The organism is Propionicimonas sp. T2.31MG-18, from assembly GCF_964266745.1.
In the GTDB taxonomy this organism is placed as follows: domain Bacteria; phylum Actinomycetota; class Actinomycetes; order Propionibacteriales; family Propionibacteriaceae; genus Propionicimonas.
Genome location: NZ_CAXWGX010000012.1, coordinates 306,745 through 326,254 on the forward strand (window position 1 = coordinate 306,745; position 19,510 = coordinate 326,254).

At 69.1% G+C, this 19,510-nt stretch carries 20 protein-coding genes; 12 read left to right on the plus strand and 8 right to left on the minus strand.

The window, feature by feature from the left end; all coding sequences use genetic code 11:
* Positions 1-13 precede the first annotated feature (13 nt).
* A complete protein-coding gene (locus ACFQQJ_RS06420) occupies positions 14-1,054 on the minus strand; it encodes a hypothetical protein (protein WP_377105160.1) in 1,041 nt (346 codons plus the stop codon).
* 286 nt (positions 1,055-1,340) lie between these two features.
* Here ACFQQJ_RS06420 and ACFQQJ_RS06425 point away from each other — a divergent pair, with 286 nt between their 5' ends.
* From ACFQQJ_RS06425 to ACFQQJ_RS06435, 3 genes are all read left to right on the plus strand, one after another.
* Positions 1,341-2,738: a ribulose-bisphosphate carboxylase gene (locus ACFQQJ_RS06425; RefSeq protein ID WP_377105161.1), complete on the plus strand. Its 1,398-nt coding sequence runs from the start codon at positions 1,341-1,343 to the stop codon at positions 2,736-2,738.
* 4 nt (positions 2,739-2,742) lie between these two features.
* A complete protein-coding gene (locus ACFQQJ_RS06430) occupies positions 2,743-3,762 on the plus strand; it encodes a sugar-binding transcriptional regulator (RefSeq protein ID WP_377105162.1) in 1,020 nt (339 codons plus the stop codon).
* Positions 3,763-3,864: 102 nt separating this feature from the next.
* Positions 3,865-4,731, plus strand: coding sequence for an alpha/beta fold hydrolase (locus ACFQQJ_RS06435; protein ID WP_377105163.1), 867 nt, complete (start codon positions 3,865-3,867; stop codon positions 4,729-4,731).
* A gap of 257 nt (positions 4,732-4,988) precedes the next feature.
* On the opposite strand, the gene ACFQQJ_RS06440 is transcribed toward ACFQQJ_RS06435, so the two are convergent.
* Both ACFQQJ_RS06440 and ACFQQJ_RS06445 read right to left on the minus strand, forming a co-directional pair.
* Positions 4,989-5,930 carry a nucleotidyl transferase AbiEii/AbiGii toxin family protein gene (locus ACFQQJ_RS06440; RefSeq protein ID WP_377105164.1) on the minus strand — a complete coding sequence of 314 codons (942 nt, stop codon included), beginning with the start codon at positions 5,928-5,930 and terminating at the stop codon, positions 4,989-4,991.
* On the minus strand, positions 5,917-6,489 hold the full coding sequence (locus ACFQQJ_RS06445; RefSeq protein WP_377105165.1) for a type IV toxin-antitoxin system AbiEi family antitoxin domain-containing protein: 573 nt from the start codon (positions 6,487-6,489) through the stop codon (positions 5,917-5,919). The genes ACFQQJ_RS06440 and ACFQQJ_RS06445 overlap by 14 nt, the downstream gene beginning before the upstream one ends.
* 333 nt (positions 6,490-6,822) lie before the next feature.
* Between ACFQQJ_RS06445 and ACFQQJ_RS06450 the strand changes: the two genes are divergently transcribed.
* From ACFQQJ_RS06450 to ACFQQJ_RS06480, 7 genes are all read left to right on the plus strand, one after another.
* Positions 6,823-7,119, plus strand: a complete 297-nt coding sequence (locus ACFQQJ_RS06450; RefSeq protein WP_377105166.1) for a hypothetical protein — start codon at positions 6,823-6,825, stop codon at positions 7,117-7,119.
* Positions 7,106-8,341, plus strand: a complete 1,236-nt coding sequence (locus ACFQQJ_RS06455) for a hypothetical protein (protein ID WP_377105167.1) — start codon at positions 7,106-7,108, stop codon at positions 8,339-8,341. The genes ACFQQJ_RS06450 and ACFQQJ_RS06455 overlap by 14 nt, the downstream gene beginning before the upstream one ends.
* A 198-nt stretch (positions 8,342-8,539) precedes the next feature.
* A complete protein-coding gene (locus ACFQQJ_RS06460; RefSeq protein ID WP_377105168.1) occupies positions 8,540-9,223 on the plus strand; it encodes a metalloregulator ArsR/SmtB family transcription factor in 684 nt (227 codons plus the stop codon).
* 1 nt (position 9,224) lies between these two features.
* The gene (locus tag ACFQQJ_RS06465; RefSeq protein ID WP_377105169.1) at positions 9,225-9,578 is read left to right on the plus strand and encodes a DsrE/DsrF/TusD sulfur relay family protein; all 354 of its coding nucleotides are present in this window, start codon (positions 9,225-9,227) and stop codon (positions 9,576-9,578) included.
* Entirely contained in the window at positions 9,578-10,696 is a 1,119-nt protein-coding gene (locus ACFQQJ_RS06470) for a cysteine desulfurase family protein (RefSeq protein ID WP_377105170.1), read from the plus strand. The genes ACFQQJ_RS06465 and ACFQQJ_RS06470 overlap by 1 nt, the downstream gene beginning before the upstream one ends.
* Positions 10,697-10,828: 132 nt before the next feature.
* Complete coding sequence (locus ACFQQJ_RS06475; protein WP_377105171.1) at positions 10,829-11,167, plus strand: ArsR/SmtB family transcription factor; 339 nt, start codon at positions 10,829-10,831, stop codon at positions 11,165-11,167.
* Positions 11,152-11,835 carry a cation diffusion facilitator family transporter gene (locus ACFQQJ_RS06480; protein WP_377105172.1) on the plus strand — a complete coding sequence of 228 codons (684 nt, stop codon included), beginning with the start codon at positions 11,152-11,154 and terminating at the stop codon, positions 11,833-11,835. Before ACFQQJ_RS06475 ends, ACFQQJ_RS06480 begins: the two co-directional genes overlap by 16 nt.
* A 28-nt stretch (positions 11,836-11,863) precedes the next feature.
* On the opposite strand, the gene ACFQQJ_RS06485 is transcribed toward ACFQQJ_RS06480, so the two are convergent.
* Together ACFQQJ_RS06485 and ACFQQJ_RS06490 are read right to left on the minus strand one after the other, a co-directional pair.
* Positions 11,864-12,763 carry a cation diffusion facilitator family transporter gene (locus tag ACFQQJ_RS06485; protein WP_377105173.1) on the minus strand — a complete coding sequence of 300 codons (900 nt, stop codon included), beginning with the start codon at positions 12,761-12,763 and terminating at the stop codon, positions 11,864-11,866.
* The gene (locus tag ACFQQJ_RS06490) at positions 12,763-13,062 is read right to left on the minus strand and encodes an ArsR/SmtB family transcription factor (protein WP_377105174.1); all 300 of its coding nucleotides are present in this window, start codon (positions 13,060-13,062) and stop codon (positions 12,763-12,765) included. The genes ACFQQJ_RS06485 and ACFQQJ_RS06490 overlap by 1 nt, the downstream gene beginning before the upstream one ends.
* Before the next feature lie 975 nt (positions 13,063-14,037).
* Between ACFQQJ_RS06490 and ACFQQJ_RS06495 the strand changes: the two genes are divergently transcribed.
* Together ACFQQJ_RS06495 and ACFQQJ_RS06500 are read left to right on the plus strand one after the other, a co-directional pair.
* Entirely contained in the window at positions 14,038-16,185 is a 2,148-nt protein-coding gene (locus ACFQQJ_RS06495; RefSeq protein ID WP_377105175.1) for a peptidoglycan-binding protein, read from the plus strand.
* Between the two features lie 168 nt (positions 16,186-16,353).
* Positions 16,354-17,073 carry a DUF3105 domain-containing protein gene (locus ACFQQJ_RS06500; RefSeq protein WP_377105176.1) on the plus strand — a complete coding sequence of 240 codons (720 nt, stop codon included), beginning with the start codon at positions 16,354-16,356 and terminating at the stop codon, positions 17,071-17,073.
* On the opposite strand, the gene ACFQQJ_RS06505 is transcribed toward ACFQQJ_RS06500, so the two are convergent.
* The 3 genes from ACFQQJ_RS06505 to ACFQQJ_RS06515 are packed head-to-tail and all read right to left on the minus strand — an operon-like array spanning position 16,985 to position 19,293.
* On the minus strand, positions 16,985-17,761 hold the full coding sequence (locus ACFQQJ_RS06505) for an amino acid ABC transporter ATP-binding protein (protein WP_377105177.1): 777 nt from the start codon (positions 17,759-17,761) through the stop codon (positions 16,985-16,987). The genes ACFQQJ_RS06500 and ACFQQJ_RS06505 overlap by 89 nt on opposite strands.
* Positions 17,762-17,769: 8 nt before the next feature.
* Positions 17,770-18,438 carry an amino acid ABC transporter permease gene (locus ACFQQJ_RS06510; protein ID WP_377105178.1) on the minus strand — a complete coding sequence of 223 codons (669 nt, stop codon included), beginning with the start codon at positions 18,436-18,438 and terminating at the stop codon, positions 17,770-17,772.
* A 27-nt stretch (positions 18,439-18,465) separates the two neighbouring features.
* On the minus strand, positions 18,466-19,293 hold the full coding sequence (locus tag ACFQQJ_RS06515; RefSeq protein ID WP_377105179.1) for a transporter substrate-binding domain-containing protein: 828 nt from the start codon (positions 19,291-19,293) through the stop codon (positions 18,466-18,468).
* Positions 19,294-19,510 lie beyond the last annotated feature (217 nt).

Below are 19,510 nucleotides of genomic sequence, written 5' to 3' on the forward strand. Positions count from 1 at the left end.
TCCTGGAATCCGGTCAGTCGGCGAACAGGGTGCGGTTGTGGAACAGCGGGTGTGAGAACTCCCGGTCGGTCCCGCTGGCGTGGTCGGCGACGTAGCGCTCCAGCCGCTCCACCTCCGCGGTACTGCCCAGGAACAGCGGGGTCCGGGTGCCGAGGTCGACGGGGACGACGTCCAGCACGCGGCCGGTGCCGGTGCTGGCGGCGCCCCCCGCCTGCTCGGCCAGCAGGGCCAGGGGTGCGGCGTTGTGCAGCAGGGGCGACAGCCACGCACCCGGGCGCTCCACACGAGGGGCCAGGAAGAGCCCGCCGCTCACCAGCACCCGGTAGGCCCCGACGAGCGCGGACGCGTTCCAGCGCATGCTGAAGTCCTGCCCCCGCGGGCCGGTGGTGCCGCGCATGCACTCCTCGACGTACCGCTTCACCGGGGCCGGCCAGAACGGCGCCTCGGTGGCGTTGATGGCGAACATGCGGGCGTCGGCGGGCACGCGCACCCGCGGGTGGGTGAGCACGAAGTTGCCCACATCGCGGTCGAGGGTGAAGCCGTCCACCCCGTCCCCGGTGGTCATGACGAGCACCGTGCGGGGGCCGTACAGGGCGATGCCCGCTGCGACCTGCCGGTGGCCGTGCTGGAGGAACTCCGCGGGCGTGCAGGGCCCGTCACCGGTGCGCTCGAGCAGCGAGAACGCCGAACCCACGGGCAGGTTGTCGGCGAGGTTGGACATGCCGTGCATGGCCTCGATCAGCAGCAGGTAGCGGCCCTCGGGCGAGACCTGGTGCAGCCGGGGCGTGCCCGCGATCGAGATGCCCGCCAGCTGGTGGATCCCCGCGGTCTGCGCGAGGAGGGCGCCCGTCGCCAGGCGTCGCAGGCGCAGCCGCACGTGGCGGTCCTCCCCGGCCGTCGCCGTGGCGCCCTCGAGCACGAGCGGACCCCGGCTGATGGTGGCGGCGGTCAGCTTGACCGCGACCGAGACCGCGCTCAGGATGTGCGCGTAGCCGGCACCGCGGACGTCGCTGCCGACATCGAGCAGGTGCTGGGTGAGGGTCCGGGCCGCCACGGGACGCTCCTTCGGGTTCGGTCGTGGGCAGGTGGCGAAAGGCTATTGACCCGGAGAGCGACAAGGGCGTCCGCGGACGCACATTGCGCAATGACGCCACCGGGCCGGGGATTCGGTGAACGATTGTGCAAGCCGCCTCCGGTGCGTTCCGTGCGCCGCGTCGCAGACATTAGCATTGGCGCAGCGAGGACGGTCGCTCCGGTGTGTGGAATTCGTTCCCCGGGTGGCCGGTTCCGTGAACAATTGTGCGCCGGCATTCCTTTTCCGTGCGCGCTTTTCGAGTGTGATGGGAGTCATTGTGGACCAGTCCCGGAGGTACGCCGACCTGGGGATCAGCGAGGACGAGCTCATCGCCGGCGGCCGCCACGTGCTGTGCGCGTACTGGCTGAGGCCGAAGCCGGGGGTGGGCTTCGTGGAGGCGGCCGCGCACTTCGCCGCCGAGTCTTCCACGGGCACCAACGTGGAGGTGTCCACGACCGATGACTTCACCCGCGGGGTGGACGCGATCGTCTACCGGGCCGACGAGGCGTCCGGCGAGGTACGGATCGCGTACCCGATCGAGCTGTTCGACCGGAACATCACCGACGGCCGGATGATGCTGGTGTCGTTCCTGACGCTGACCATCGGGAACAACCAGGGCATGGGCGACATCGAGTCGGCACGGATGTACGACTTCTGGGTGCCGCGCAGGGTGATCGAGCTCTTCGACGGCCCGGCCAGGGGCATCGCCGACCTGTGGCGGACCCTGGGACGCCCGGTCGTGGACGGGGGCTACATCGCCGGCACGATCATCAAGCCCAAGCTGGGGCTTCGTCCCGAGCCGTTCGCCAGGGCGGCCTACGAGTTCTGGCTGGGCGGGGACTTCATCAAGAACGACGAGCCGCAGGGCAACCAGGTGTTCGCGCCGATGAGGCAGACGATCCCGCTGGTCTACGACGCGATGAAGCGGGCGATGGACGCGACCGGTGAGGCGAAGCTGTTCAGTGCCAACATCACCGCAGACGACCACGCCGAGATGGTCGCGCGCGGCGAGTTCATCCTGTCCGCGTTCGGTCCGGACGCGGACAAGGTCGCCTTCCTGGTCGACGGCTTCGTCGGCGGACCCGGCATGGTCACCACCGCGCGGCGCTGGTTCCCCAACCAGTTCCTGCACTACCACCGGGCCGGCCACGGCATGATCACCTCCCCGTCGTCGCGGCGTGGCTACACCGCCTACGTGCTGGCCAAGATGGCCCGCCTCCAGGGCGCCTCGGGCATCCACGTCGGCACCATGGGCCACGGCAAGATGGAGGGCAGCGCCGACGACCGGGCGATCGCCTACATCTGCGAGCGCGACTCCTACTCCGGCCCGGCGTTCCACCAGGAGTGGCACGGCATGCGGCCGACCGCGCCCATCGTCTCCGGCGGCATGAACGCCCTGCGGCTGCCCGGCTTCTTCGCCAACCTGGGCCACGCGAACGTCCTCAACACCGCCGGCGGTGGCGCCTACGGCCACCTGGACGGCCCGGCGGCCGGCGCGCGCTCGCTTCGCCAGGCCCATGACTGCTGGGCCGCCGGCGCGGATCCCGTCGAATGGGCCGCCACCCACCACGAGTTCGCCCGCGCCTTCGCGTCCTTCCCCGCCGATGCCGACCGGCTCTACCCCGGCTGGCGCGATCGGCTCCGCCCGGGCGAGCCGGGGTAGCGACGTGGCCAGGGGTGGTCCGAACCGCCCGGCACCGCCGGCGGCGGCGCCCGCGTCCCCGGACGTCCGCTACGAGGACCGCTACCAGGCGGCGTCCCGGTACTACGTGCAGGGCGAGACGATGGAGTCCATCGCGAAGCAGCTGATGCTCTCGCGCTCGACAGTCTCGCGGCTGCTCCGGGAGGCGCGTGACCAGGGCCTCGTGCGCATCACCCTGGCCGACCACGCCGGCTCGACCTCCTCGCCCGCGCTCGCGCTGGCCGACGCGTTCGGGGTGCGTGTGCACCTGGTGGCGGTGCGGGCCAGCGCCACCGAGACCGCCCGCCTCGACCAGGTCGCGAAGATGGCCGGTGGCCTGCTGACCGAGGCGGTCGGCGACCACGACGTCATCGGGGTGGCCTGGGGCGCGACGGTGTCCCGGGTGGTGCAGCACGTCTCGCGGCGTCCGCTCACCGGGGCGACGGCCGTCCAGCTCAACGGCGGGGCGAACCCTCGGGGCTTCGGGCTGTCGTACACGGGCGAGATCCTGCGCGCGCTCGCGGACGCCTTCGACGCCGACTTGGCGCTGTTCCCCCTTCCCGCCTTCTTCGACCAGCCCGCGGCCAGGGACGTGATGTGGCAGGAGCGCTCGGTGCAGCAGGTGCTCGACCTCAGGGCGCGGGCTGACATCGCCGTCTTCGGCGTGGGCAGCCTCCAGGCGCGGACCCGCTGCGAGGTGTACTCGGCGGGTTACCTCGACGACGCGGACGTCGCACGGCTGGCCCTGGACGGCGTGGTGGGCGACGTCTGCACGGTCCTGCTGCGCGAGAACGGGACGTGGGCCGACATCCCGTTCAACCGGCGGGCGACCGGCCCCACCCCTGCGGAGCTGCGTCGCATCCCGCGGCGGATCTGCGTGGCCGCGGACGCCGCCCGCGTGGCCGCGGTCGTCGGCGCCCTGCGCGCGGGTGTCGCCACCGACCTGGTGATCGACTCCGAGACCGCGCGCGCCGTCCTCGACCGGATCGGCACCCCCACGCGCTGAGCTCGCGCGGGCGTGCACCGTTGTGATCCGTAGTCGGTCAACAACGGTGCGCTCCGAGGCGTAGCGCCTTGTCAGGAGGGGCGGCCGGGCCGAGGATGAACCATGACCGAGACGACCACCTACACGCTCGAGGTGCCGGGCGCCGTGCTGGCCTACGACGTGCACCGGCCCGGCACGCCGGGCGACCGCCGACCGCTGCTCGTCTTCGGGTCGCCGATGGGTGCATCGGGCTTCGCCCAGCTGGTGGGCCAGTTCGGCGACCGGACGGTGATCACCTACGACCCCCGGGTCAGTGAGCGCAGCACGCTCGAGGAGGGCGCCGCGGTGTCCTACGAGGTGCACGGCGACGACGTCCACCGGGTGGTGGCGGCGACCGGGTTGGGCCCGGTCGACGTGTTCGCCTCCAGCGGTGGCGCCGTCGCGGCGCTCCCGTGGCTGCTCGCACATCCGGAAGAGGTCGGCACGGTGGTGGCCCACGAGCCTCCGCTGACCGCGCTCCTGGAGGACGGCGAGGTGCTCGAGCAGGTGACGGCCGACATCGTGGCGACCTACCGCGCCCGGGGCCACGGCCCGGCGATGGCGAAGTTCATCCAGCTGGTGATGTACGACGGCCCGCTCCCTGACGACTTCCTCGACCGGCCGGCGCCGGACCCGGCGGTGTTCGGGTTCTCCGCCGAGGACGACGGCAGCCGCGACGACGCGCTCCTCGGGCGCAACATGACGATGCCCGCGTACCACCCCGACGGCGAGGCCCTGCGCGCCTCAGGCGTGCGGGTCGTGCCGGCCGTGGGGGCGGCGAGCGGAGCGGCGATGCCCCGCCGGGCCGGCGAGGCGCTCGCGGCGCTGCTCGGAGTGGAGGCCGTCGAGTTCCCCGGCGACCACGGCGGGTTCGCCGCCAACGAGTGGTCGCCGCAGAACGACCCGGCCGCCTTCGCGGCAAGGCTGCGCGAGGTCCTGGACGGGGACTAGCCCCGATCCCCCTGGGGGCGCTGGTCTTTCGCCCCGCGGATACGACAGTGGCCCTGACCATTTGCCTGGTCAGGGCCACGTCCGCTGGGTGTCCGAGAGAGGACTTGAACTCATGCTTCAGGTGCTTCAGGCGAGTGCACTCCAGTGCGTTTGAGCGCTTCTGGAGCGTGGCGGAGGCTGCGCAACCTACGTCCGGGAGCACCCCGGCGCATGCCGGTACGGGGGCGGCAGTATCACGCAAGTATCACGAGTTCGCCTCAGCTGGCGTCGAGTTCGTCGAGCCAGGCGTTCGCTTGTGCGGCGGCCTGCTCGAGTGTGTCCGCGACTGCCGCGGACTGGGCGGCGCGTTCGAAGCTGGCGGTCCAGTGGGGGTAGGGCGTGATGCGGGCGGGCCAGGTTCGTTCGGGGTAGCCGAGGGTGGAGGCGTCGCGGGCCCGGGTGTCGAAGATGTCGAGGATGGCCGCTTTGACCTCGGGATGGGTTGGGCTTCCGGTCTCGCGGATGAGGTCGCGCAGCAGGAGCAGGTCGACGACATCTCGGGCGCGGTCGTTCTGGAAGTCCGGTGGGTCGTGGGGGTCAGACACCGCGTGCACCTTCTGCGCGATTTGGTAGCGCATCGCCAGCCCGGTCAGGTGGTCGGGTGTGGGTAGGCCGAAGCCGGCCAGTGATGGCGCGGGTACCGGTTCGCCATGAGTTCCAGCCGAGCCCTCGTCGGGGGAGATCTCGACCTGGATGCGACGCCAGGTCACGCCGTTGACCTGCACGATAAGGGCGAACCGTCTGGGCTTGACGACGCGGTTGGGCACCTGGATTACCTCGACGGGGTTGCGGCGCAGGGTGCATGGACCCCAGGGTCGGGCAAGGACCGTGTCGAGCACCTCGATGAACCGGTCGAGGTCGCCGCGGACCAGACCGTCGAGGTCAGTCGTCGCCCGCGATAGCCGTGGCAGGCGGTGCTGCAGCAGCGTGCCACCCTTGACCAGAAACAGCGGCTCTCCCTGTTCGCCCACCGCCTGCTGGAGGGCAGCAGCTGCCACGGTGGATGCGACGAGCCAGCCGAGACGACCTCCGTCGGAGCCGAGTTGTCGCTCGGCTTGCGCGATCCAGCCGTCCAGTACCCGCGCTGAGTTTGGTGCCTTCTCCTTCGGGCGAAGGCCGGCCAGGGCTGCGGCGAGGTTCACCGACTCAGGCGCGTCCATCACGTTCCTCAAGGAGTCGGATCAGCCGGTCGCGGTCGGACGCGGGCAGCAGGCTGGTGCGTCCGCCTCGTTCGATTGCCTGTCGGATGAGGTAGCTGGGAGTGCCGGTGTCGATGCAGTCGGCGATGGTCGTGGGCAAGTTGGTAATGGGGATGCCCTCCCACCAGGTGCGCAGGCCAGGATCGACGTCGCGCTGGTGGATGACGTACCGCTCACCACCGGCGCGTCGTAGTCGTCGGTGCTTGCCGACGGTGAGGTGGACCCGGTCGGGGTTCACGTCGCTCACGTCCCACGCGGCCAGCGCCGTCTCGTGCGACAGGCAGGCCTCTGCCACGCCGGTCCACAGCACCGCCAGCGCCCAGTTGTCGTGCGGAGTCGTCGGGACCTGGGGGATCCGGTACACCCCATGCGCGACGCGCTCAATGCGGCCGCGACTGGCGAGCTTGGGCAACTCGGTCTTCGGAATGCCGTCGGCGACGGCTTGTGCGGTCGTCACGAAGCCGTGCTGGTCCAGTGCGACCTCGCGGAGACGCTCCAGGTAGGTCAAAACCTCGGTCATGTCAGAAGAATACCAATATGGGTTACTTCTGACGGCCACACACGTTGCTGGGCGCGGGTTGGACCCGTCCCTGAGTCGTCCTTCGCCAGGTGTGACGCTCTCATCGCGGATCTGCACGATGGTCGAGCCAACGCCGCCGTACCGGTCCCATTGACAGGCGGAGTTATCCTGACCGTGCCCCACCCCCGCGGGCTGATCGGCCATTTCGGGAGACTCGTCTCGTGGGTGTCGGGCTTACAACTGAAGCCGCGATCGCACTCCCCGGTCTACTTCTGATGTAGCAATTTCTGTCTGTTTGTCCGGATCGACCCTTCTTCATCGGCTTAGTGGGATATGGACAGTGTTCTCGGGCAGGCTCTCGGCCACCTTCGCCAAGCAGCCCACCAACTCCTGGTCGAGCCCGACCCAACCGGCCAGGCACTGTCGCTCGCCACCGAGATCCTTGACATCGAGAACCTCTTCGAGGAACTGAGCGTCGAGCCATCGTGGGTGCCCGCTGGAGACTCGGCCGCCGACTCCTTGGCGGCCGCAGGCCAGCTTCTCGGCAGAACCGTGGAGGCCGTGCCCTCCCAGGTTTGGCCACCCTTGCTGGCCGTGCTGCACAAGGCAGGCGATCATGGCGACCGTTGACGCCCTCCTGGCCGCACTACACGACCGCACCGGCGAGCTGATGACACAGCCCACCTCACCCGAGGCAGCCATGCTCGGATGGCACCGCCTCGCCCAAGGCACGATCCGCATCCTGGCCACGATCGGCCCGCCACCAGACGTGATGCCGATCCTCCAGAAGATGCTCAGAGACATGGTGCGACGTGACGCCCCCGTCGACTCAGCCATGACGGCGATCGGCTATACCCTGGGCGTTCTCGCCGACACCCTGAACTCGCACCCCGACACGGTCAACCACGCCGACCACGCCAGCCGCGGGCAACTGCGCTCGTGCGTACTCGGCGCGCTGCACCAGGTCGCGATGGTGACCCTCACCGCCATGCACACCGATCCCGACTCCCGAGACCGCCGCCTCGTCCGCGATCTGGCGGACGCTACGGAAGCCGCCTCCTACGTCCCCTGGCGGGCCCTGCATGAACCCCTCGGCGGGCTCTCCCTGGGCCCATTCCCAGGCAGCCTCGACGAGGCTGTCGACCGATGGGCAGACAACGCCACCGACATCCTCAACAGCCGGACCCGGATCACGTCCTACGCCTTCCAACGCACGGCAGCCACCATCGCCCGCATCTGTCACGCGGCCGCAATAGCGTTCGCCGACCCATTGGGGGAACGCCATGTCGACGGCCCTGGTGAGGCAGCCATGGTTCGCGCGTTCCAGGCCTGGCAGATCGCCGCCGACTGGCCACCCGAAGTACGCCTCGGCGGACGCACCACCGAACTACGGCACCGATCACGCGAACTCGACGAAGCCTTCGCTGCACAGCACCTGGTTCAGGCTGAGACTCCGCTACAGCAGGACGCGATGTTCACCGCACTCGTGCAGGCGGAGAAGATCGCGGCCCAGCACCAGTCAGCACTGATCCGCGTCGTCGCCGACGGAGGCCTCTGGATCAGCGTGCAGGCACTCGGCCCGGCCTATCAGACCCGCCATCCCGGAGCGAGCCGAGCCCACTGGGTGCCAGACCCCGGAACCGCCTACGGCGCGACCTTGATCGATCGGGGCGAACGGGCAAGCAGAGAGCTGCGGGCAGCCGTCGACCACGTCGAACAGCGGGAAGTGGTGACCAGATCGCCTGGGCAGGCCCACAGCCCAACTCCCTGCGAGACCGTCGCGCCTGCAGAACATTCCCTGCAACGGACCTCGACGACCGTGGCGTCGCGTGCGCGCAACATGGGCCGGTGATACGGCCTTCGGCGCTCGAGGCGTCACGCATCCCGACCTGCCTGACGTCTGGTCGGTGTCGATCGCGACGGTCCTCTTGGAGGCCGTTGTGGCGCTCAGATAGCTGTCTCCCGACTCGGAGTCCGATCGTCGCGTAGACGCGTGAGCAGATGCACCGAGCCCCGCTATTCTACAGATCTCGGGAATAGGGGATTGGTGGTGGATGGTCGGGAGTTCAAGGACGGCATGTTCGGCCACTTCGCCCGGGTCGGTGCCGCGCTCGGTCACGGCAAGCGGGTGGAACTGATCGACGTGCTGGCGCAGGGCGAGCGGAGCGTGGAGGACCTGGCCCGCGAGGTGAGCGCCTCGGTGGGGAACACCTCACGCCACCTGCAGGTCCTGGCGGGGGTGGGCCTGGTGGCCCGCCGGGTCGAGGGCAGTGCCCGGATCTACCGGTTGGCCGATCCCGCGGTGCTGCGGGCCTACCAGGCGCTGGTGGCGGTGGCCGAGGCCCGGATCGCGGACGTGGCGGCGCTGGCGTCGGCGTTCTTCGGCGCGGTCGACGGTGCCCGGGCGGTCAGTCTTGCCGAACTTCGGGAGGCCATGGCCGCCGATGACCAGCTGACCCTGATCGACGTGCGTCCCGAGCGGGAGTTCGCCAGCGGCCACGTGCCCGGAGCGGTCAACGTCCCGCTGGCGCACCTGGCCGAGCGGCTGAGCGGGCTGCCTCGCGACGCGCCGATCGTGGCGTACTGCCGCGGCCCGTACTGCGTGATGGCGGCCGCCGCGGTCCACCAGCTCCGCGCTGCCGGGTTCCCGGCCGCCCGGCTGCAGGTCGGCTACCCCGACTGGCTCACCGCGTCCGGCGCCGCGCCGGCCGCTGACCGTACGAGAAGGAACTGACATGTCCACCCTGTTCATCCTGAACGACCCGCCCTACGGCACCGAGCGCGTCTACAACGGCCTGCGGCTGGCGGTGAACCTGCAGCGGCTCGACGAGGACCACGAGGTGGTGGTCTTCCTGATGGGGGACGCGGCGAGCGCGGCCAAGGCCGGCCAGAAGGTGCCGGAGGGCTACTACAACGTGAACAAGATGCTCGGCAACGTGGTTCGCGGCAACGGTCGCATCCTGGTCTGCGGGACCTGCATGGACGCCCGCGGGCTGGCCCAGGATGACCTCGTTCCCGGTGCGCAGCGCTCGACCCTGGACGAGCTGACCCACGAGACCATGGTGGCGGACAAGGTGCTGGTGTTCTGATGGACACCGCGCCGGTCTACCTCGACCACAACGCGACCACCCCGGTCGCACCCGAGGTGGCGGAGGCGATGTGGCCCTACCTCACCGAACACTTCGGCAACCCGTCCAGCGCCACCCCGCTGGGCCGGACCGCAAGGGACGCGGTGGACGCCGCGCGCGAGCGGGTCGCGGCGCTGGTCGGGGCGCGGCCGGACGAGATCACCTTCACCTCCGGTGGCACCGAGTCGAACAACCTCGCCGTCCGCGGCACGGCGGTCCTGGCGGCGACCCGGTTCGCGGTGACCTCCGCGGTGGAACACCCCGCGACCGTCCAGCCGCTCGCCCTGCTGGAGACCGACGGCTGGACCGTGCATCGCCTGCCGGTGGACGCCGAGAGCCGCGTGTCCCCCGACGAGGTGCCGGCCGGGCCGATCGGCCTGGGCACGCTGATCCTCGCCCAGAACGAGACCGGCGCGATCCAGCCTGTCTCGGGAGTCGCCGAGCGGGTCCACGCCGCCGGCGGGGTGATGCATGCCGACGCGGCCCAGGCTGTCGGCAAGATCCCGGTGGCGGTCGACGACCTCGGGGTGGACCTGCTCAGCATCGCCGGCCACAAGCTGTACGCGCCTAAGGGGGTCGGGGCGCTGTACGCACGGCGGGGCACGGCGATCCGTCCGGTGCTCGTCGGTGCGGGCCAGGAACGGGGCCTGCGCCCGGGCACCGAGAACGTGGCCGGCATCGTCGGTCTCGGCAGGGCCGCCGAACTCGCCCTGGGCTGCCTGGCCACCGAACCGGCGCGCCAGAGGGAACTGCGCGAGCAGTTGTGGCGGGGGCTCTCCGCCGGCATCCCCGGCCTGCGACGGGTGAGCCCGGCCGACGGCTGCCTGCCCAACACGCTGATGGTGGCGCTGCCGGACCGGCTCGGTGCGGACCTGCTGGACGTGACGCCCGGGGTCGCCGCGTCCACTGGCAGCGCGTGCCACTCCGGCGTCCACACCCCCTCGGACACCCTGCTGGCGATGGGCATCGACGCCGGCCTGGCCCTCGGCGCGCTACGGCTCTCCCTCGGCCGCTCCACCACCGCGGCCCAGATCACTGCGGCCGCCGCCGCGATCGTGCTGACCTGGCGTCAGGGCTGACGGCTGGGACGAGCCCCAGAGGGGACACCCCCTGAGGAACCCCTGACCGGTCAGTGCTGGTCCAGAGGTGGGGAGGCGGGCGCCCTGTGGCCGTCTGGCCCATTGATACAGCAACTGCTGTACGCTCGCCTGGTGAGCACAGTCGTCCTGAGTCATGCCGAGAGCCTGTCTCGGCTGGGGTATGCGTTGTCGGATCCCACTCGGGTGCAGATCCTGCTGGCCATTCGGGAGGCGCCCGAGGTGCCCTCTGAACTGGCCGACGCCCTGGGCGTATCACGGCAGGTGATGTCCAACCAGTTGACCTGCCTGCGGGGGTGCGGGCTGGTCGAGGCTGCCCGGGAGGGTCGCCACGCGTGGTACCGCCTGGCAGATCCGCACCTGGCGGCCGCGCTCGACGAGTTGTTGCGGGTGGTGCTGGTGGTGGACCCGGAGTGTTGTGCCGGTGAGGAGTGCTCGTGCAGCCGCTCGTAGTCGTCTCGTCCGGGCCGAGTCCGGCACGTCGCGCCATCCTGAGGCGACGGGTCCGGCTTCTCGTCGGCGCGACGATCGGCTACAACGTGATCGAGGCGGTGGTTGCCCTGGCCGCAGGTACCGTGGCTTCTTCGACCGCCCTGGTGGCCTTCGGGCTGGACTCGGTGGTCGAGGTGCTGTCCGCCGCAGCCGTCGCGTGGCAGTTCGCCATTGTCGACCATGAGCGGCGCGAACGGGTCGCGATGCGCCTGATCGCGGTGTCGTTCTTCGGTCTCGCGGCGTTCGTGACCGGGGACGCTGTCCGCAGCCTGGTGACGCAGGCGCCGGCAGAGCACTCGCCGGTCGGGATCGTGCTCGCCGCGGTCAGCCTGGTGGTCATGCCGGTCCTGTCCTGGGCCGAACGCCGTACCGGCCGCGAACTGGGTTCCGGCTCGGCGGTGGCCGACTCCAAGCAGACCTTGTTGTGCACCTACCTGTCCGCGGTGCTTCTGGTCGGACTTGTCCTGAACAGCACGCTGGGCTGGTACTGGGCCGATCCGATCGCCGCGCTCGTCATCGCTGGTTTCGCGGTCAAGGAAGGGCGCGACGCCTGGCGTGGGGACGCGTGCTGCGCCCCGACCGCGTCCGCTGTGGACGGCGACGACTGCACCGACAACTGCTGCCGCTGACACCCACGAACGCGCCGGCGGTTCGGGTTCACCAGTCCGCGCCCTGGCAGTCGCCATCTCCGGCGGTCTCGATCTGGAGGGTGGCGTGGGCAATCTGGAAACGGTCCCGCAGCGTCGTGCTGGCATCGGCGAGCACGGCGCCGGGCGTGGCCCCAGGTGAGGTGACCAGGTGTGCCGTGGCGACGTCCATGCCCGAGGTCAGCCGCCACACGTGCAGATCGTGCACCTCGCTCACGCCGGTGACGGCCATCAGGGCGTCGGTGAGTTCTGCGGGTTCCATGCCTTCGGGTGCGTGTTGTCCCAGGACAGCCAGAACCTCGCGTCCCAACGCCACCGCCCTCACGACGACGAAGAGTGCGATAGCCAGGGCGATGCCGGTGTCCCACCACGCGTTCCCCGTCCAGGACACCATCAGTCCGGCCACGATGACCCCGACCGACCCGACGGTGTCGGCGATCACCTCGAAGTAGGCGCCCTTCAGGTTCAGGCTCTCTCCCGCTCCGGCCCGCAGGAGCACGATGCTGACCAGGTTGACGATCAGTCCAAGGACGCCGACGACCATCATCATCCCGGTCGCGAGCGCCGGTGCCGTTCCGATGCGTCCGACCGCCTCCAGGCCGATGTAGACGCCGACCCCGAGCATCATCAGCACGGCCAATCCGGACGCGAACACCTCGGCACGGTAGGAGCCGAAGGTGCGCCGGCCGGTGCTGTCCTTGCGCGTGGCCAGCCGGGTCGCGATCAGCGCCGCGCCCAAGGTGGTGACGTCGGCGGCCATGTGCCCGGCGTCGGAGATGAGCGCCAGCGAACCCGACAGCAGCCCGGCGGACAACTCGACGACGAAGAACACGGCGACCAGCGCGAACGTGACAGCGAGCCGCCAGCGATGACGGCCCGCGGCGCTGCCTACCTCGTGCGAATGGCCCATCAGGCCTCCTCTGCCGCGGCCGCCGCTGCCTGCCGCGGGTCGTGCGTGATGTGCTCCCTGGTCACGTCCAACAGCAACCGGACGTGGGCGTCCGACAACCGGTAGAACACGTTGCGTCCCTCGCGTCGCCCGCTGACCACACCAGAAGCCCGGAGCAGCCGCAAGGCCTGCGACACAGTGGTTTCCGTGCTGGTCGTCGCCGCTGCAAGGTCGCAGACGCACAACTCACCCGCCTCCAGCAACGCGTACAGCAGCCGGGTCCGGGTCGGGTCCCCGAGCAGCTTGAACACCGCGCTCACCCGCGCTAACTCCTCGGCTGCAGGCGCATGTGCCGTCGCAAGTCGCACCTTCTCCGGGTGGACGGCCGTCACCACACAGCCCTCCAGGCTCTCCACCGACCCCATTCTCAACCTTTCATCTGAATAGATGCACAGATAATACGAGATGATCGGGACTCCTGCCACCTGAGAAGGGTCCCAGAGACTGCCCGAAGGAGGGCCCAGTTCCCGGGTGAACGTCGACCACTGGGTCGGGCTCGTCATGCTCGCGAGGTTTGGCGGCGCGTCGCGCCCGCGGTGCGGGTGGCTGTCGAGCTTGGTCGCCCTGGGCGGGGCTGGTGCTCGCTGGCACCCGATAGGGGGTGGCAACGACCTCACCCGCAAGGTGTCCCTGGGCGCACGCCCGCTGGCTCGCGACATTCGACCTCGGCGGGGTGGGGCCGGCCTTCCACGTGCCAGCCCCACCTTCTATCCCACCTGGCGCTGCCCCATGTCAAAACAGCACGGCGGCGGACCCGGGAGTGAGGACCCCCTCGGGGATCGGACACCTCACGGGAGAACCTCTCCATGGGATTCGCACGTGCGAGGCGACCCGCGTTCCCATGGAGTGACGCCCTACTCCCCAGCATTCCTGTCGATCGTGAAGAGTCGGTCTCCTCCCCGTATCGGAATGGTCAAGATCGCGTGAGGTGGTTGAGTCGGACGCTCGTCGGTCACCCCCTGGCGTCGGCCGGAGGAGTACCCCCTTCGTTTGTATGCATTTGGTAAAGAATCTGTTCAGAGTCTGTTTGTGCAACTGTGAGAGGAACGGATCGCAATCAAAACTCTAGACCCCTCGGGGTGGTGTCCTGGTGATCCATCCGAGCTGTATCGCACCTAGTCCAGACACGGTTTGGTGTCGCCGGACGAGACGCAAAGTCTCAACCAGTACCTTGCCGACGTCGACAGTCGCTCGGTACGAATCTCCTTGTGAGAATTGTGGCGAGAATGCTGTCGGTGGCGCTGGGGATCGCGTTGTCTCTGGGCGGCGGGCTCATTGCGGCGCCACCGTCTCAGGCCGCTTCGGGTACCGGGAGGACCGAGTTCATCGCCAGAGTCGTGGGCGCGGCGCAGGCGGCCCAGCGCAAGTTCGGTGTGCCGGCGTCGGTGTCGATCGCGCAGGCGATCTCGGCGTCGGACTGGGGTGGGTCCGAGGTGGCCAGGAAGGCGAACAACTTCTTCGACACCCCCTGCAGCGGGACGATGACCGAGTCGCAGTACGCCAGCCTTGCCGATGCGCAGGTCGGCAAGCCGTACGTCCTGGGTGCCAACGGCCCGACCACCTTCGACTGCTCAAGCCTGGTCATCTGGTTGAACAACCAATCCGGCGCCTACCGGATGGGTGATGACACCGCCGCCGGCATGTACAACCGAAGCCGTGCGGTGAGCGGGTCCCCGAAGGTTGGCGACATGGTGTTCCTCCGCAACAACCCGGCCCGGGCGAACGGCATCGGCCACATGGCGGTCTTGACCAAGCGGCTTCCCGGCGGCGAGTGGCGCATCATCGAGGCCAGGGGACGGGCCTACGGGGTGGTCAGGAGCACGCTCAGCTACTGGAAGCAGCGCTCGTACTATGCAGGACTTCGACGCCTCCCGAAGATTGCCTTCGCGAGCACCGCCGAGGGCACCGGCTCGGCCGCGAGGCTCTACCAGTCCGGCTGTGTCACGATCGGCTCGACCCGGTACGCCAACTTCACCTCCGTGACGAACTCGTTCTACGCCAATGCTGCAGCGATCACCAGAGACGCCGCATACAAGAGCGCGAATACGGTGATGGCAAACCGGCCTCAGTTCCTGCGGGCACTCGCCGAGGTGGTGAGCCCGAAGGACCCCGAGAGCTACGCCCGGTCACTGTCCTCGCTGATCAGCAGCTACTCCCTCAGCGACTACGACGTCGTCCCGATCGGCCTGGTCCTGAAGTCCGGCAGCGCTGGGGCCAAGGTGACTGCTCTGCAGTACCTCCTACAGGCCGCCGGCAACACCACCCCGATCACCGGACGCTTCGACCGCGCAACCGAGTCGGCGGTGTCGAAGTTCCAGGCGGCCAGGAAGCTGAAGGTCGACGGGGAGGCAGGAGAGCTCACCCTGAGCGCCGTCTTCGCGAAACTCGACACGAAGAGCAGCGGCCCTCGGGTATCCGCCGCGAACACACTTCTGGGCGCACTCGGCCACAGCGTTCCCGCGACCGGCACGTTCGGTAACGAGACGCTGGCAGCTGTCAAGGCATTCCAGACCACGGCCGGACAGGCCGTCACCGGCTCGATCGACAAGCAGACCTGGGCGGCCCTGTTCATGACGCTCGATGCCGCGAAGCCCACGGTCAGCGGTCTCGCCGAGGTCGGTCAGACCATGGAGGCGCAAGCGGGCACCTGGGGGCCCGGCACGGTGAGCATCTCCTACCAGTGGTACCGGGGCGCCAGCGCCATCGCCGGCGCCACCGGGGCGCAGTACGACGTGCAGCCTCTTGATGCTGGCGCAGCGCTCACAGTGGTGGTGACCGGCTCCAGGAAGGGCTACACCCTCACCGCCCGCGCCTCGGCCGCGACCGAGGTCGTGCGAACCGCCAACCTGAAGTCCACCCCCACCCCGATCATCACCGGCTCGCCTAGGGTTGCTGAGACCCTCGGCGCAATCGGTGGCACATGGGCACCGGGCCCAGTCTCGTTCGCTGTCCAATGGTTCCGTGGAGGCAACGCCATCAAGGGCGCGACATCGGTTCGCTACACGGTGGGCCCCGCCGACGTCGGCGCGAAACTGACAGTGGCGATCACTGGATCGAAGGCCGGCTACACGCCCGTAACGAAGGTGTCGGCAGCCACGGCGACCGTAGCCAAGGCCAGGCTCGTTTCAACACCCAAGCCCACGATCACCGGCACCAGACGAGTGGGGAAGACCCTGACGGCCAGCCATGGGGGCTGGGGCCCCGGCCCGGTCACCTACCAGTACCAGTGGTACCGCGGCTCCACACCCATCAAGGGAGCGATCCGCCAGACCTACAAGGTGCGGCCGGAGGACCGGAACCGGAAGGTCCTTGTCATGGTCGCGGGCATCAAGGACGGCTACGAGCGCCTGGTCAGGAAGTCCGCCGCAGCCAGGATCGGCTGAGGACGATCCACCCGGAACGGGCGATCCGGATCCAGGCCGCCGTCGCCACGTTCCGCTCCGCGGCGTTGAAACCTTGACCAGAACTTCATCCAGCCTGGAGCCGGTCGGGTTGCCGCCCACAGGAGAATGAAAGGTACCCATCACTCCGCTGAGCCCCACAGGATGACCATGCCTCAGAAGCCGGATCCGAACTCGCGCCGGGCGGCCCTGCGAGAAGCCTCGCGTCGCGAGGAACTGCGGAAGCGCCGACGCAGGCTCATCATCTGGGGCAGCTCCGCCTTGGCCGTGGTCGACCTGGTCGTGGCGGTCGCCCTGTGGGCGACCCGCCCGGGCAGCCCGGCCACCACAGCAACGGGCGCAGCCTCCTACCCGAACGAAGCGCGTGGACACATCACCGGCACGGCGACCTACGACACGAAACCGCCGGTGGGCGGAAACCATGCCTCGGTGTGGCAGAACTGCGGGATCTACACCGAGCCGGTCGTGGACGAGAACGCGGTCCATTCCCTCGAGCACGGCGCCATGTGGATCACCTACCGTCCGGATCTCCCCGCCGACCAGGTGAAAGCACTGCAGGACCTGCTGAGGAATCAGCCTTACGCCCTGCTGAGCCCCTACCCCGACCTGCCGGCCCCGGTGGTCGCGTCCGCGTGGGGCGTCCAGATGAAGCTGACCTCGGCCTCCGATCCCCAACTGTCTGCGTTCATCACCGAGTACGGCGACGGCAGCAAGGCGCCCGAACCCAAGGGGAGTGCACCGGAGGCGTGGGTCAACCCCAGAACTGACCCTGTCCGGCTCGTTACGACCGGTTCTGGTCCGGCTCGCCGGCGAGGGGGTCGAGTACGCGACGGAGGAACTGCCTGGTCCGGTGCTCCCGAGGGCTGGTGAGGACTTGGGCCGGCGTACCCTCCTCGACGATCAGTCCGCCGTCGAGGAAGGCGACGTGGTCGGCCACCTGTTCGGCGAACCGGATCTCGTGGGTGACCACCACCATCGTCCAGCCCTGGTCGGCCAGGTCTCTCATGACGGCGAGCACATCGCCGACGGTTTCGGGGTCGAGTGCTGAGGTCGGCTCATCGAACAGGATCAGCCTCGGACGCAGGGCCAGGGCCCGGGCGATCCCCACCCGCTGCTGCTGGCCTCCGGACAGCTCACTGGGGTAGGCGTCCGCCTTGTCCGCAAGCCCCACCTGCTCGAGCAGTGCGCGGCCGCGCGTCCGAGCCGAGGCCAGCGGCTCGCTATGGGCGTGGACCGGACCCTCGGTGAGGTTCTCCAGGGCAGTGCGATGGGGAAACAGGTGGTGGGCCTGGAAGACCATGCCCGACTGTGCGCGCAGGGCAGCCAGCTCGCGTCGGTTCGGGTTGGTGGAGTAGTCCACGGTGACATCCCCGATGGTGACGAGGCCTCGCTGTGGGTGGGACAGCCCGTTGAGGCAGCGCAGCAGCGTGGTCTTGCCTGAACCGGATGGGCCGATCAGGACGGTGACCGAGCCCTCGGCGACGTCGAGGTTGACGTCGGCCAGGACGACGTGGTCGCCGAAGGCTTTGTGAAGGTTGCGAACCGTGACCAGGGGCATGTGGGTTCCTAGGTGGTGACATATCGCCCGAGACGCTGCTCGAGGCGCTGCTGGGCGAAGGAGAGCGCGGTGCAGATGACCCAGTAGATGACGGCGGCGAGGGAGTACAGGGCCAGAAACTCATAGGAGGGCGCGGCGATCTCCTGAGCTCGGCGGAGCAACTCGGTGACCATGATCGACGATGCGAGGGAGGTGTCCTTCACCAGCGAGATGAAGGTGTTGGAAAGCGGGGGCACCGCGACTCGCAGGGCCTGGGGAAGGACCACCCTTCGCAGGGTTGTGGCATAGCTCAGCCCGACAGTGCTGGCGGCTTCCCACTGCCCGCGGGGGACGGCCAGGATCGATCCGCGGATCGCCTCCGCAGCGTACCCGCCCACGTTCATTGAGAAGGCGATCACCGCGGACGGGACGGGATCGATCACCACCCCGAGCGAGGGCAGTGCGTAGAAGATGATGTACAACTGCACGAGAAGGGGTGTGCCGCGGATCACCGAAATGTAGCCCCCGGCCAACCACCCGAGCACTCTGATCGACGAGAGCCTGGCCAGCGCGACCGCCAAGGCGATGACGAGTCCGACCACGAACGAGATCAGCGTCAGCGGGATCGTCCCGGCGATCGCACCGAGCAGCAGGGGACCCACCGCGTGCAGCAGCAGTTCCCAGGTACTGGCGTCCACGTCACACCCCTCCCGTGCAGCGACGGTCTACTTGGAGATGTCCTTGCCGAAGTACTTCTGGCCGATCCTGGCCAGGGTCCCGTCAGCAGCGAGCTCCTTCAGCGCCGCGTTGATCGGCTCCACCAGACCGGAGTCCTTGCGCAGCGCGAACGCCTGAGTGACCGTCTGATCGGGCACCTCGAACCCGATCTTCACCGAGCTGTCCTTGGTGGTGGTGAAGTACTCCAGCGCCGCCAGACTGTCGTTGAACGTCGCGTTGACACGGCCGTCCTTCACCGCCGCCACGGCCTCGGTGAACCCGTCGACCGGCTCCACCGTGGCCCCCGCCCGCCGCGCGAAGTCGGCCCAGTTCGATGTCGCGGTCTGGGCGGCTGTCCGGCCCTTGATCGCAGCAAGGGAGGTGATGTCGGCATTGTCGGCCTTGACGATCACCACCGGATAGGAGACCGAGTACGGCTCGCTGAGGTCGTACCTGGCCTGTCGCTCGGGGTTGATTGACACCTCGTTGGCGACGAGGTCGTACCGCTTGGCCTCGAGACCTGCGAAGATCGCGTCCCACTTCGTCTCGGAGAACTGCGCCTTCACACCCAGCCTGGCAGCCACCGCGGTGATCACCTCGACGTCGTAGCCGGCCAGCTCGTTGGTGGCAGCGTCGTGGAAGGTGAACGGGGAGTAGGTGCCCTCCGTACCGACCTTCAGGACTCCGGACTTCTGCAGTTCCGTTAACGCGGGATTCGAACTGCTCGCTGCGGTGGATCCCGGTGCGGACGGAGCTGAGGGCGTCGAGCACGCCGAGAGGGTCGCTGCGAGGACGATCGCGGCGGAGAGTGCCCGGAGTGAGCGGGAAAACTTCATGGTTGTGCCTTTCGTTCGGTGTTGTTCTTGCAAGCGAGGACGCGCAGGAGCGACGCCTCAGGGCGTGGGGATTGTGCTGCGTCCCGGGCGGCCAAGTAGGGCCCGAGCGCTATTCGCTCAGGTCCGGATCAGGGCTTGCGCAGGTCAGATACAGGCGCGCGTCACGACGCAACACAGACACATCGCGGGCCGGGAGAACCGGATGGCGCGAGCGTGA

Excerpts from the sequence above, each read along its gene's own strand:
- ACFQQJ_RS06425 (WP_377105161.1), top strand. The coding sequence starts at position 1,341 with ATGGGAGTCATTGTGGACCAGTCCCGGAGGTACGCCGACCTGGGGATC.
- ACFQQJ_RS06435 (WP_377105163.1), top strand. The coding sequence starts at position 3,865 with ATGACCGAGACGACCACCTACACGCTCGAGGTGCCGGGCGCCGTGCTG.
- ACFQQJ_RS06440 (WP_377105164.1), bottom strand. The coding sequence starts at position 5,930 with ATGGACGCGCCTGAGTCGGTGAACCTCGCCGCAGCCCTGGCCGGCCTT.
- ACFQQJ_RS06445 (WP_377105165.1), bottom strand. The coding sequence starts at position 6,489 with ATGACCGAGGTTTTGACCTACCTGGAGCGTCTCCGCGAGGTCGCACTG.
- ACFQQJ_RS06450 (WP_377105166.1), top strand. The coding sequence starts at position 6,823 with ATGGACAGTGTTCTCGGGCAGGCTCTCGGCCACCTTCGCCAAGCAGCC.
- ACFQQJ_RS06455 (WP_377105167.1), top strand. The coding sequence starts at position 7,106 with ATGGCGACCGTTGACGCCCTCCTGGCCGCACTACACGACCGCACCGGC.
- ACFQQJ_RS06465 (WP_377105169.1), top strand. The coding sequence starts at position 9,225 with ATGTCCACCCTGTTCATCCTGAACGACCCGCCCTACGGCACCGAGCGC.
- ACFQQJ_RS06470 (WP_377105170.1), top strand. The coding sequence starts at position 9,578 with ATGGACACCGCGCCGGTCTACCTCGACCACAACGCGACCACCCCGGTC.
- ACFQQJ_RS06485 (WP_377105173.1), bottom strand. The coding sequence starts at position 12,763 with ATGGGCCATTCGCACGAGGTAGGCAGCGCCGCGGGCCGTCATCGCTGG.
- ACFQQJ_RS06500 (WP_377105176.1), top strand. The coding sequence starts at position 16,354 with ATGCCTCAGAAGCCGGATCCGAACTCGCGCCGGGCGGCCCTGCGAGAA.
- ACFQQJ_RS06505 (WP_377105177.1), bottom strand. The coding sequence starts at position 17,761 with ATGCCCCTGGTCACGGTTCGCAACCTTCACAAAGCCTTCGGCGACCAC.
- ACFQQJ_RS06515 (WP_377105179.1), bottom strand. The coding sequence starts at position 19,293 with ATGAAGTTTTCCCGCTCACTCCGGGCACTCTCCGCCGCGATCGTCCTC.